Below are 12,704 nucleotides of genomic sequence, written 5' to 3' on the forward strand. Positions count from 1 at the left end.
CGCCCGCGCGACCCTGCTTGCAAACCATGCAGGAATACGCATACATTCGAGCCCATGGGTGCCGGCCACGAACACAGTCACACTGACACCAGGGTCAGTCGGATGCTCATCGCGGCGGGCATTCTGGCGGTCTTCTTCGTCCTGGAACTGACCACCGCGCTGATGATCAACTCGATCGCGCTGCTGGCCGACGCCGGTCACATGCTCACCGACCTGGTCGCGATGTTCATGGGCCTGACCGCGGTGTTGCTGGCCAAACACGGTCCGGTCGCGCCCGGGCGGACCTACGGCTGGCACCGCGCCGAGGTGTTCACCGCGGTGGCCAACGCGGCGCTGCTGCTCGGGGTCGCCGGATTCATCCTGTACGAGGCGATCGACCGGCTCGGCGACGCGCCGGCGGTGCCCGGCGTCCCGCTGATCGTCGTCGCGCTGGCGGGACTGGTCGCCAACGGCGCGGTGGTGTTGCTGCTGCGGGCGGATTCGCAGCACAGCCTCGCGGTCAAGGGCGCCTACATGGAGGTCATCGCCGACACCCTGGGCAGCGTCGGCGTGCTGATCGCCGGCATCGTCACCGTCACCACCGGGTGGGCGTACGCCGACGTGGTGGTCGCGGTCCTGGTGGCGCTGTGGGTGCTGCCGCGGGCGTTCTCGCTGGCCCGGACCGCCCTGCGGATCCTGTCCGAGTCGTCGCCGCCCCACATCGACGTCGACGAGCTGCGGTCCGCGCTGCAAGCCGTCGACGGCGTCAGCGAGGTGCACGACCTGCACGTCTGGACCCTGGTCCCGGGGCGAGACATGGCCACGGCGCACCTGACCAGCGGCGCCGATTCGGCCCGGGTGCTCGTCGATGCGCGCGCGGTGCTGGCCGCCCGCGGCCTCGCGCATGCGACCGTGCAGGTGGAGCCGCCGGGCGGGGCCACCGACTGCGGCGCCGACTGTTAGCTCAGGCCCAGTTCGCGGCGCGCCGCCGGATCGCAGTCGTCCAGCAGGTCCAGGCAGCGCGCGTGTTCGGCGGTCTCCCCGATCACGTCGGCCGCCCGCGCCAGGGTGGCCACGCAGCGCAGGAAGCCCCGGTTGGGCTCATGCGAGTACGGCACCGGCCCGTAGCCTTTCCAGCCGTTGCGGCGCAGCTGATCGAGTCCGCGGTGATAGCCGGTGCGGGCATATGCGTAGGCGGTCACCGCCTTGTCGTCCGCGAGCGCCTGTTCGGCCAGCGTCGCCCAGGCCACCGAGGCCGACGGGTGCGCTGCCGCCACGGTCTCGGGATTCTCACCGGCCGCCAAGCCGTCCTCGGCTTCGATGTCCCCGGGAAGCAAAACCGGGTCTGGCCCTAAAAGATCACCCATCCGTGTCATGGCCCCATTGTGCCGTGTGGCCTGGGCAGGAGCGGGACGTGGGCGCAGCGCTAGGCTGAGTCCGAGTATTTTCACTCCCAGCCCAGCAAGCGCGAAACCGTGGAGGACCGCAGCACCGATGTCGATTCCACCAGGATCCGATCCGGACGACGAGTCGAGTCGGCCGGACGAGGACCTCGAGACCGAGATCTTCGAGGCCCAGGACGACCCCGATGCCGGGGCGCCGCTGCCGTCGGTGAACCCGGGCGAGCGTCGGTTCACCGCGCCCTCGGGCATGGACGACGGCTCCACCCAGATCATCGGGCGGCCGTCGCCGGATCCGGTGACCGAGGTGTTCGGTGCTGTCGACGGCGGCGCGGCCGCCCAGGACGTCGGCGATACCGGCCCGAAAGCCGCCACCCCGCAAGCCATTCCACCCCGCCCCGGCGGCCCGAACCCACCCAAGCAGCGCAGCTGGGGGTGGGTGATCGCGGTGGTGCTGGTGATCGCCGCACTGGTCGCGGTCGCCGTGTTGGTCACCGTGCTGCTGACCCGCGGCACCTCGCTGGGGACCTCGCAGGAGGACCGGGTTCGCGAGACCATCCGCACCTACGACACCGCGATCGAGAAGGGTGATCTGGCCACCCTGCGCAGCATCACCTGCGGGCAGACCGCCGACGAGTACCGCAGGGTCGACGAGGCCAAGTGGACCGAGACCCACCAGCGCATCGCCGATGCCGGCCAGTACCCGGTGATCGCCAGCATCGATCAGGTGATCGTCAACGACGGCCACGCCGAGGCCAATGTCACGACGTTCGTGGAATACGATCCCAGCACCCGCTCGACCCGCAGCCTCGATCTGCAGTTCCGCGACGATCAGTGGAAGATCTGCCAGGACGGCAGCTAGTCAGGGCTGGCTCACCACACGCGATTCGATCGGATTGTGTCGAGACGGTAGTCGCTGACCGGAGTCGTGTAGAGCCGCTCGGCAAGGCCACGCGCTGCAGCTACCGGGCCTCGGGGATCCTGGACGATCTCGCCGCGGGTGTTTCCGTGGCCGACCACCACACCGACAAGGTCCTGGTTGAGATAGCGGGTGAGTTCCTGAAACTGGGCGATGACACCCTGCGTGGCGCCGACATAGGTTTCCTCACAAGAGATCAGAACTCCCACCTTCTTGTCCATGATGTTCGAAACGACGCTGTCCTGCTGGGGTGCGCTGTCCGAGGTGTAGCAGAACAACCGATCGAACACCGTCTTGAGGCGCCCGGGCATGCCGTAGAAGTAGAGCGGCATGGCATAGATCAGACCAGCCGCGGGAAGCATCTTGTCCAGCAACAACTCTGCGTATCGGTCGTCCAGAGAACACTGCTGATCCTCTGGTCGCCGACACCGGCGGCAGTTGTCGAGCATCAGCTGTACGTAGTCGTCAAGGAAGACGTGTTCGACGGTGTGGCCGGCGGAGCCGGCACCGTCCACGGCGGCGTGCGCCAGCACGTGGGAGTTGCCGTCATGACGCGGGCTGGCGCTGATGATCAAAGTTTTCATGTTCTGCTGAGTCCTTTGAAGAAGGTGCACGCGGCGAATGTGGGGCGCTCTCGATATCCGTTCGACATTGCCTATCCGTGGCGCTGCAGACCCTCCCCCCGCTCGCGGAGCTCGGCGCGCCGCACGCGCCGACCGAACGGCCTGGCCGCAGCACCGATACGGTCCCGCTCTTCTTCGGACAGACCGCCCCAGGTCCCGAAGTGCTCGGGGAACCGCAAGGCGTGCTCGCGGCAACGTCGCCGGACCGGGCACCGCTCACACACCGCCTTGGCATTGAGTTGCCGCGCCCGCCGGCGTCGGCCGCGCTCACCGTCGGGGTGGAAGAACAGCGGGTCCTGACCGGCGCAGGCGGCGTCGCGTTGCCATCCCCAGGGATCGGTCGGGTCCGGCGCGTGCGGGTTCATTCGATCTCGAGCACCTGCGCCAGCAGCCGCATAAGTCGCAGTCCGCCAATACTATTGGCGGAATCGTCGAGCGCCGGGCCGTAGATGCCGACCCCGGCGCGGCGCGGGACCACGCCGATCATCGCGCCCGAGACCCCGCATTTGGCCGGGATGCCCACCTCGCAGGCGTAGCGCCCGGACGCCTCGTACATGCCACTGAACAGCATGAGCCGGCGCACCAGTCGCACGTGCCAGGCCTGCAGCATGCGACCGCCCAGGTGCACGTCGACGCCGTCGGCCAACACCCGGCCCGCGCGGGCCAGGTCGACCACGTCGACCTCGATGGCGCACATCTGGCAGTACGCCCACAGCAGTTCCTCGACGTCGGTCGAGACCAGGCGGTGGCTGCGCAGAAAATAGCCGAGTGCGCGATTACGGTCCGAGAGCGCCAGTTCGGACCGGGCCGTGCTGTCGTCGACGGCGATGGTCGGGTTGCCGGTGAGCGCGCGGATGAAGTCGACCACCACCGCGACCCGCTCCGCGGGCCGCTCGCCCGGCAGCATGTCGACCACCACCAGCGCACCGGCGTTGACAAACGGATTGACGGGCACGCCGGACCCCCGGATGAACGTTTCCAGCGAGTTGTAGGAGCCGATGCCCTGATCGCGGCCCACCCGCGCGAAGACGTGGTCCTCGCCGCGGTGGTGCAGCGCCAACAACAGCGTGAAGATTTTCACCACGCTCTGAATGGTGAACTGGGCGTTGATATTTCCTGCTGTCAGGATCCTGTCGTCACCCAGGTCGACCGCCACCGCAAGGTCGTCGGCGCTGGCCCGGCCAAGCTCGGGCAGGTAGGTCGAAACCGCCCCGCCCGCGAGGTGCGGGCGTACCTCGTCCACCAGTGTGGTCAACCAGTTCTCTGTAATCACCGTCATGATCCGCCGTTTCCGTACCGTGCATTCGCGCGCCCGGTGCGGCCGAAGCCGCACCGGGCGAGTCCGTCTCCGTGGCCAACCGGCCTAGTAGTACACCAGGTGATCGGCCCGCTCGGCATCGCTGACCGGCAGGTGATCCTTTTCCCATTCCATCCGCTTGGTGGCGGTGTAGTCCTTGATGAAGTCCGCGCTGAAGACCTCGTGGGTCAGCTCATCTGCCTCGAAGGCCTCGACCGCCTCGAGCAGGGTGCGCGGCAGCCGCGAGATCTCGTCGCGATCCGACGCCAACTCGGTGATGGCCGGGCCCGGATCGATCTCGTTGGCGATGCCATCGAGTCCGGCCGCCAACAGGAAGGCCCCGGCCAGATAGACATTCGCCGATGCGTCGGGGTTGCGGACCTCGATCGCCGGCCGGTTCTCCGGCAGCCGGATCATGCAGGACCGGTTGTTGGGTCCGTAGGCGATCTTGATCGGCGCCCACGACACCGACCCGTCGACGAGCCTGGGGGTCAGCCGCTTGTAGGAGTTCACCAACGGGTTGGTGATGGCCGTCAAGGCACGGGCATGCTTGAGCAGTCCGCCCACGAAGTACTTGGACTCCTTGGACCACTCCTCTTCGCCGGGAATGGCGGGATTGCCCAGTCGCAGCACGCTTTCACCCGAGCCATCCACCGAGTACAGGCCGAGGTTGAAGTGCGCACCCGAACCCCACAGGTTGGCAAAAGGTTTTGGCATGAACGTCACAGCCAGCCCGTGCCGCTTGGCGATCTGGTGCATCATCAACCGGAAAAGCGTTACCCGGTCCGCCATTGCGAGCAGATCCTGGTAGTAGAAGTCGATCTCGAACTGCCCCACGCCGCCCTCCGCGCCGAGCGCGAACGCCTTGAGTCCGATCTGTTCCATGGTCTGCACGACGTCGTCGAGGAAGTCGGCCACGTCGTAGGAGGTTTCGACGTCGTAGGCGGGACTGGGCTCGATGCCGCCGGTGACGGTCAGTGAGCCGAAGCCGGCCGAGCTGATGTCCTCGGGCCGGTACACGTAGAACTCGGGCTCGATGCCCAGCGTGCAGCGGTAGCCCTGATTCGCCGCGCGCTCGATCTGCTTCTTCAGGATCGACCGGGGGCACAGCGAGAACGTCTCACCCGAGTCCGACCACATGTCCGAGGCCATCCAGGCAAAGCGGTTGTCCCACGGCAACACGGTGAGGGTGTCGAGGTCCGGCAGTGCAGTGACCTCTTGCTCGACGGGGTCCATCTCGCCGATTCCATTGATCCCGCGCGGGGTGTACCGCGCGAAGCCCGCCATCAGTTCCGGCAGCATGCCCACCGGATGGCTCTTGGCGCGGTTGCGTCCGAAGATGTCGGCCCACGAGGCGGTGACATAACGCACTCCGGCGTCCGCCAACTCCTTGGCCTTTGCCGCGTGGGACGGGTCAATTGCGTTGAGGGTATCCATATTGCTGTTTCTCGCTTTTCTTCTCTTTATCGGTGTTGAGCAGTTCGTTAGTTGGGGTAGATGTTGACGGTCACCACCTCTACCGAATACGGGGATTTCAGTGGCCTATCCGATCCGCCAGCGGACCTTGCTCATGTCCATCTCTTGGATGGGCATGAATTCGCCGTACCGCTCCGGCGGCGCACTGGCGATCCGGGCGCCCTCCGGACCGAAGTTGTAGGCCGGTTCCGGGTTCAGTTTCAAGAACATCAGGTAGACCGTTGCCGCCACGCTGGTGGACACGATGAACCCGAAGTCCGCACCGTCGAACAGCCTTGCGCCCGGGCCGACGTACCAGCCGGTGTTGACGAACAGCATCCCGACGCTCACCGCCGAGATCCAGGCGATCACCGCACGGTGATTCAGGCCCGCGGAGGACCAGTACCGGCCGCCCATCTGTCCACGGTTGTAGACCTGCAGCGAATCCGGGTCGTAGTAGCCGCGGTTGTTGAAGTAGCCGATCAGGTTGATGACGCTCCAGGGCGCTCCCAGCACGATCAGGATGGCCAGATACGAGCTCACGATCGCCGAAAGCTGTTGGTAGAACGCGCCAACGAAGACCAGCGCGGTCGACACCATCGACAGGTAGATCGTCGCCCGCACGCGGCTGATCCCAGGAACGATCGACGAGAAGTCGAGCCCCATGTTGTAGATGTTGATGACCGCCTGGGCGGTTCCCGGGATGAAAGCCAGGTACAGCGCGAAGAACAGGAACCAGTACGGCACGTTGTTGGCGAATTCGGTCGCGTAGGCGTTGAGCGGGTCCTTGAAGGTGACGGCGGTGTAGGCACCGAACATGAACGCCCCGCCCATCCCGAAGAAGCCGCCGACCCAGGCCGCCGCGACGGAGTGCCGGGGCGGGTACTTCTTGGTCGAGATGTGCCGCGTCCAGTCGCCCACGTAGGGGCCGTAGGAATTGACCGTGCCCGCGCAGGCCAGCATGCCGAGGATCCAGGTGGGCCAGAAGCTGCCCAGCACATAGTCGCCGCCCGCGTAGCTGGGATCGAAGTTCTTCGAGGCAACGAAGACGTAGACGATCATGATGGTGCCGGCGGTGGGCACCATCCACTTGGTGAAGGTCACCATGTTGGCGTGGCCCAGCACCGCGATGATGGTCATCACGACCGCCACCAGGGCGTAGGCGACGATCAGCAACGCCACCGTGACGGCTTGGCTTTCGATGCCGAAGATTCGGACCACGCTGCGCGCCAGCACCTCGCCGGCCGCCCAGATACACAGCGCGGCGAAAACGATGTCCGCGGTGATGCCCAACGCCGAACCGATCATTCGCCCGAGCGCGCCGAAGTGCGCACCGCTGGCCACCGGGTTGTTGCTCCCGCTGCGCAGCCCGAGCAGTCCCATCGGCGCCATCAGCGTGGCGCCGATCGCCGATCCCACCACGATGGCGCTCGCCGAGGCCCACCAGCCCAAACCCAGCGAGACCGGCACCCAGCCGATGACGATGATCCCGAAGGTCATGCTGCCACCGAACAGAATCCACAACAGGTTCCGGGGGCGGGAGTGCCGGTTCTCGTCGGGGATGTACTCGATTCCGAAGCTCTCTACTTTCCCGACCGCGTCCACCGGGGCCGCGGGCAGCTCCGTGGGATCAGCGACTTCTTCTTGCATATCGAAATTCCTTTGGTCTCAACGGAATACCTAGGTTGAATAAATCGATCGTGATGCCTGCGCGCACGCGGGAACTACGCCGTCGTCAACGCCTCCCACGCCTTGAGGAACGGCTCGCGGGGGGCTCTGGCCACGCCTCCCCCGATCTGCCGGCCCGACCGGCCCGCGATACCGATGTCCAGGAACGGGGTGATGCCGGTGGGCTGGATGATTCTCTCGACGTCCAGCCCCAGCGGGGTCCCGCGATAGTTCAGGACGGGGATCAGAAAGTCGGGACTCTCGGTCACGGTGATGTCGTACATCGCGGTGGTGCGCGCGACCATCCGTACCACGCTGCGTCCGCTCGATCGTTGCAACGGCAGCCCGGCAGCCTGGGCAATGCCACCCAGGCCGACTACCTCGGTGATGATGCTCTCACCGCCCATGAACTCGATGTCGTCGGCGTCGTATCCGGATTCCAGCCGAAAGTCCTCGAAGGTGGGCAGCGGCCCGGTGAACCAGGTGTCGCCGGTGCCCGAGGTCTGGATGCCGAACTGCGCACACGAGAACGCCATCGCGGTGACGACGCTGGAGTTGGCCACGCCGCACATGGCGTTGGCCATCACCTTGCTCGCCGCCATCGAAAGCCGCAGGAAGAAGTAGTCGTCGCACAGCGAATCGAGCGCGTACTCGAGTTCCTGACCCAACTGCTTGGCGCCGACGAGCAGCCGGCGCAGGAACAGCAGCGTCGCGGCCGCGTTGCGGCTGTGCAACTCGTCGCCCATGGTCAGCGCGCGGGCCATGATCGGCTTGAGTCGCAGCGGTTCGGTCTGCGCGGCGATCAGGGTGTTCAGCGCCGGCGCCACCTGCAGCCGCAGCGTCTCGAGGTTCTCCCGGGTCGCGGCGGTATAGCTGCCGTAGTTCAGGCGGTCCACGCTGTCACCCTCGTACAGCGTGCAGTAGGCCCGCTCACCGGTGGCCTCGTTCGCGACGACGACCACCGGCATGGACGCGGTGGTGACCCCGGCCAGCGATCCCACGCAGCCGAACTCCTGACAGCCGCGCACCACGATCGCGCCGCTGTCGAACGCGGCGACCGCCGCGGCCTCGTCGGGTGCCAGGCCCTCGTAGAGCGCCCCGCCGATGATCGCGGCCCGCTGACCGCCGGTGTAGGCGGCGAACGGCATCGTCGGGCCCGAGGTCAGCACGGTGGTCTTCGGCAGCCCCATCGCGCTCTGCGCGCTTTCGATCCCCAGCAGCACCGGGTCGGCGGCCAGCAGCGCATCGACCGCTTCGCGGTTGGCTCTGGCGCGGGTACTCGACATGGGGCAGCCTCCTGGTAAAACGTTTTGTCACAGCGACCGAGGCCGGCGGCGGGCAATCGTGAGGGGAGTCCAACCGTCGATCCAGGCGATGTCCGTTCGGGTAGCCAAATGGTTTTGGCTCAGTGGTTTGTGACCGTAGTCACGGCTGGGCGCGCCTGTCAAGGGGGTCACCACATTTGGGTGTCGGGCCCGTTCGGGCCGCGCCGGCAGGCCTAACGGGGCGTGCTGGATGCCCGAGCAACGAACTCCGTGGGCATCAGTCGGGTCGGGAAGGCACCCGGCCCGCTCTCGAGTCGCTCGATCAAGAGTTCGGCGGCGGTCTCCCCCGTGCGGAACGGGAAGAGGTTGGTCGCCGAGATCTGCGGCGAGGTCAGGGCCAGCGAGCGATCATCGACCGCGGAGGCGATGGCTAACTCCTGCGGCACGCGCACACCGGCGCGCGAGGCGGCATCCAGCAGCGCCAGGGCGAGGTCGTCCGAGCTGGTGTAGACCGCGTCGACGGGCGCCGCCAACAGCTCGGTGAAGGCCTCGTCCACGGCGGCCCTGTCCAGCGAACCCACCGTGACGATGCGCTCCGGTGCGCCGTGTTCGGCCGCCCAGGAGCGGTACCCGGTCAGCACGTCTTTCACATAGGAGCGCCGCGTCCGGTCGGCCACCAGGGCGGGCCGGCGCCGGCCCTGCTCGGCAAAGTGATCGAGCACCGTTCTCGTGGCCCCGGCGTGGTCGTTGTCGACCGTCAGGACCTCGCGGGTCTCGTGCAGGGCGACCCCGATCGTGACCATCGGGACGTCGGTCCGGAAGACCGGCTCCTCGCCGTGCGGGTCCACGATGATCGCGCCGTCGATGGCAAACCCGTTGAGGACATTGGCCTTGCCGCCCGACGGCGACACCACCAGCGCATACCCCGAGCTGTCGGCGGCCGCGGCCGCGCCGTTGATGAGCTCGAGAAAGTACGCCGAGTGCGGGAGGGACGGGCCCGGGGTGTCGCCGAGGTCCGGCATCTGGATCGCGATGATCCGGCTGCGACGGGTGACCAGCTGCTGGGCGTGCACATTGGCCTGATAGCCCAGCTGGCTGGCCGCCTTGAGCACCTTGATGCGGGTTTCCTCGGCGATGCGGCCCCGGTTGTTCAGGACGTGGGAGACGGTCGTCGGCGAGACTCCCGCCGCCGCGGCCACGTCGACAATTCCTACCACCGGCCTACCACCGTCACCTCGCTACCTGGGGTCACCCCACGATAGCGAAGCGCCCCGGTCGGCTACCCGGCGGAGACCGAGCGACCCGCGCTGTGCAGGTCGTTGCAGGCCTCGATGACGCGCTCGGTCATCGACGCCTCGGCCTTCTTCAGGTAGCTGCGCGGATCGTAGGCCTTCTTGTTGCCGACCTCGCCGTCGATCTTGAGCACCCCGTCGTAGTTGTTGAACATGTGCGCCGCGACCGGGCGGGTGAAGGCGTACTGGGTATCGGTGTCGACGTTCATCTTCACCACGCCGTAGCGCAGCGCGTCCTCGATGTCGGACTTGGCCGACCCGGATCCGCCGTGGAACACGAAGTCGAACGGCTTGGCGTCCGCGGCCAGCCCCAGCTTGGCGGCGGCGACCTTCTGGCCCTCGGCCAGGATCTCGGGCCGGAGCTTCACGTTGCCGGGCTTGTACACGCCGTGCACGTTGCCGAACGTCGCGGCCAGCAGATACTTGCCGTGCTCGCCGACGCCCATGGCCTCGACGGTCTTCTCGAAGTCTTCGGGCGTGGTGTACAGCTTCTCGTTGATCTCGGCCTCGACGCCGTCCTCTTCACCGCCGACCACGCCGATCTCGATCTCCAGGATGATCTTGGCCTCGACGGACAGCTTCAGCAGCTCCCGCGCGATGGTCAGGTTCTCGTCGATCGGCACCGCCGAGCCGTCCCACATGTGCGACTGGAACAGCGGGTTCTGCCCCTTGGCCACCCGCTCGGCCGAGATGGCCAGCAGCGGCCGGACGAAGGTGTCCAGCTTGTCCTTGGGGCAGTGGTCGGTGTGCAGGGCCACGTTGATGGGGTACTTCTCGGCGATCACATGGACGAACTCGGCGAGCGCCACCGCGCCCGTGACCATGTCCTTGACGCCGAGACCGGAACCGAACTCGGCCCCACCGGTGGAGAACTGGATGATGCCGTCGCTGCCGGCATCGGCGAAGCCCTTGATGGCCGCGTTGATGCTCTCGGACCCGACACAGTTGATCGCGGGGAACGCGAATGAGTGCTCCTTGGCGCGGCCCAGCATCTCGGCGTAAACCTCGGGAGTGGCGATAGGCATGGAACTTCCTCCTGGCTGTCTGGCGTCTTGGTGCGTCCATAGCAGTATCTCAGTTGGGCCGTGAGCAGCGCAGGCGAGTGTGTCGCAACGAGCCCCCGGCCGCGCGTTTACCGATCTGCGGGCGACCACCGGTATGTTTGAACCCCATGACCAGCACCACCCTGGCCCTCATGCCGGACTTCCTCGATCCGATCACGCTGATCGGTTATTTCGGCACCTGGGCCCTGCTGGGGCTGTTGCTGGTGGTTTTCGTGGAGTCCGGGGTGCTGTTCCCGGTGCTGCCCGGCGACTCGCTGCTCTTCATGGCCGGCATGATCGCCGCGGGTACGGCGGCCGCCGCCCAGGACGGCACGGTGCAGGCCAACTTCGCGCTGTGGCAGTTGCTCGTGTTCATCCCGATCGCCGCGGTGGCCGGCAGCCAGGTCGGGTACTGGATCGGGCGCAACGTCGGGACCGCGATGTTCAAGCCGAACGCGCGCTTCCTCAAACAGAAGTATCTCGATGAGGCGCACGCGTTCTTCGAGGCCCGCGGCCCGTTCGCCATCGTGGTCGCCCGGTTCATCCCGATCGTGCGGACGCTGGCGCCGATCACCGCGGGTGCGGCCCGGATGAACTACGCGGTGTTCACCCTTTTCAATGTCATCGGCGCCCTCATCTGGGGCATCGGCCTGACCCTGCTGGGCTACTGGCTCGGGCAGTTCGAGGTGGTGCAATCGCTGCTCGAGCCCATCATCATCCTGATCGTGGTGATCTCGGTGCTACCGATGGTCTACGAGTGGTACCGGCGTCGCCGCGAAGCCGCCCAAAGGTGAGTTCGGGCCACTTTGTGCGAGTGACTGCCGGCATTTCGTAAATCTCGGCGAGACTCATCACCCCAGATTCAGCACCCGGGCCAACTCACGCAGGTCCGGCCGGGGATCGGCCATCGGATTGTCCCCGAGCACCTGGATGACGACGTGGTCGGCGCCGGCGTCCAGATGGGCGCTGACGACCTCGGCGGCCTGCTCGACCGAACCCATGCCGACGACGGCGCGCTTCAGCCGCTCCGAGCAGCCGCGCACCAGGTCGGACTCGTCGAAGCCCTGCCTCAGCCAGGAGTTGCGGTAGTTCGGCAGCCCGCTATAGACCTCGAGGTGCCCGTGCGCGCGCCGCAGTTGGTCCTCGTCGTCGCCGCCGATGGCCACGGCCTGTTCGGAGACCACCCACTTGTCCGGGCCGAGGATGTCCCGGGTGACCTTGGTCTGGGCCGGCGTCACCAGGTACGGGTGGGCCCCGTCGGCGTGCGTGCCGGACAGTTCGATCATCTTCGGCCCCAGCGCGGCCAGCAGCACCGGCGGACGCCCCACCCCGGGCTCGATCTGCGGTGCCACGGCGGCCATCTTCTCGAGATAGCCGCGCATGGTGGCCAGCGGTTTCGCGTACGTCCCGCCGATGCTGTGTTCGACCAGCGGGGCGTGGCTGACGCCGAGCCCGAACGCGAACCGACCCGGGTACACCGCGTTCAGCGTGCGCGCCCCGGTTTCGGCGGCCGAGGGCACCCGCACGTGGAGGTTGGCGATCCCGGTCCCGATCACCAGCCGGTCGGTGGCGGCCAGATATGCCGCGGACTGGCTGAAGCACTCCTTGCCGCCGACCTCCGGCAGGAACAGCGAGCCGTAGCCCATCTGTTCGATGTCGCGCGCGACGGCTTGCGCGTCGGGCATGGCCCAGGTCTCACTGGCCCACCAGACGCCGATGCGGGAGGGGAAGTCGATGCGGGCACGATCGGAGGAGGTCATGTC

General features: G+C 67.0%; 13 protein-coding genes. 3 read left to right on the forward strand and 10 right to left on the reverse strand.

Annotated elements, in window-relative coordinates:
* The first annotated feature begins 54 nt into the window (after nt 1–54).
* The gene (locus RCP80_RS20725) at nt 55–942 is read left to right on the forward strand and encodes a cation diffusion facilitator family transporter (RefSeq protein ID WP_308479456.1); all 888 of its coding nucleotides are present in this window, start codon (nt 55–57) and stop codon (nt 940–942) included.
* Here the strand turns inward: RCP80_RS20725 and RCP80_RS20730 are convergent.
* Nucleotides 939–1,355, reverse strand: coding sequence for a DUF3151 domain-containing protein (locus tag RCP80_RS20730; protein ID WP_308479457.1), 417 nt, complete (start codon nt 1,353–1,355; stop codon nt 939–941). The two genes, RCP80_RS20725 and RCP80_RS20730, sit on opposite strands and share 4 nt — an antisense overlap.
* Before the next feature lie 118 nt (nt 1,356–1,473).
* On the opposite strand from RCP80_RS20730, the gene RCP80_RS20735 reads away from it, so the two are divergent.
* Nucleotides 1,474–2,241, forward strand: coding sequence for an Rv0361 family membrane protein (locus RCP80_RS20735; RefSeq protein ID WP_308479458.1), 768 nt, complete (start codon nt 1,474–1,476; stop codon nt 2,239–2,241).
* Between the two features lie 11 nt (nt 2,242–2,252).
* Here the strand turns inward: RCP80_RS20735 and RCP80_RS20740 are convergent, their stop codons facing one another.
* The 8 genes from RCP80_RS20740 to fbaA form a co-directional block, all read right to left on the reverse strand.
* Entirely contained in the window at nt 2,253–2,882 is a 630-nt protein-coding gene (locus RCP80_RS20740; protein WP_308479459.1) for a flavodoxin family protein, read from the reverse strand.
* A gap of 71 nt (nt 2,883–2,953) precedes the next feature.
* Complete coding sequence (locus RCP80_RS20745) at nt 2,954–3,286, reverse strand: WhiB family transcriptional regulator (protein WP_308479460.1); 333 nt, start codon at nt 3,284–3,286, stop codon at nt 2,954–2,956.
* Nucleotides 3,283–4,200: a glutaminase A gene (glsA, locus tag RCP80_RS20750; RefSeq protein ID WP_308479461.1), complete on the reverse strand. Its 918-nt coding sequence runs from the start codon at nt 4,198–4,200 to the stop codon at nt 3,283–3,285. The genes RCP80_RS20745 and glsA overlap by 4 nt, the downstream gene beginning before the upstream one ends.
* Before the next feature lie 84 nt (nt 4,201–4,284).
* Nucleotides 4,285–5,655, reverse strand: a complete 1,371-nt coding sequence (locus RCP80_RS20755) for a glutamine synthetase family protein (RefSeq protein ID WP_308479462.1) — start codon at nt 5,653–5,655, stop codon at nt 4,285–4,287.
* 105 nt (nt 5,656–5,760) lie between these two features.
* Complete coding sequence (locus tag RCP80_RS20760; protein ID WP_308479463.1) at nt 5,761–7,323, reverse strand: purine-cytosine permease family protein; 1,563 nt, start codon at nt 7,321–7,323, stop codon at nt 5,761–5,763.
* A gap of 74 nt (nt 7,324–7,397) precedes the next feature.
* A complete protein-coding gene (locus tag RCP80_RS20765; RefSeq protein WP_308479464.1) occupies nt 7,398–8,627 on the reverse strand; it encodes a YlbE family protein in 1,230 nt (409 codons plus the stop codon).
* A 212-nt stretch (nt 8,628–8,839) separates the two neighbouring features.
* Nucleotides 8,840–9,823 (reverse strand): LacI family DNA-binding transcriptional regulator, encoded by a 984-nt coding sequence (locus RCP80_RS20770; RefSeq protein WP_308479465.1) that lies wholly within the window; start codon nt 9,821–9,823, stop codon nt 8,840–8,842.
* A gap of 62 nt (nt 9,824–9,885) precedes the next feature.
* Entirely contained in the window at nt 9,886–10,923 is a 1,038-nt protein-coding gene (gene fbaA, locus RCP80_RS20775; RefSeq protein WP_308479466.1) for a class II fructose-bisphosphate aldolase, read from the reverse strand.
* 146 nt (nt 10,924–11,069) lie between these two features.
* Between fbaA and RCP80_RS20780 the strand changes: the two genes are divergently transcribed.
* A complete protein-coding gene (locus RCP80_RS20780; RefSeq protein WP_308479467.1) occupies nt 11,070–11,735 on the forward strand; it encodes a DedA family protein in 666 nt (221 codons plus the stop codon).
* Between the two features lie 57 nt (nt 11,736–11,792).
* Here the strand turns inward: RCP80_RS20780 and RCP80_RS20785 are convergent, their stop codons facing one another.
* Nucleotides 11,793–12,701: an LLM class F420-dependent oxidoreductase gene (locus RCP80_RS20785; RefSeq protein ID WP_308479468.1), complete on the reverse strand. Its 909-nt coding sequence runs from the start codon at nt 12,699–12,701 to the stop codon at nt 11,793–11,795.
* Nucleotides 12,702–12,704: the final 3 nt, after the last annotated feature.

The organism is Mycolicibacterium sp. MU0053 (assembly GCF_963378095.1).
GTDB classification, from domain to species: domain Bacteria; phylum Actinomycetota; class Actinomycetes; order Mycobacteriales; family Mycobacteriaceae; genus Mycobacterium; species Mycobacterium burgundiense.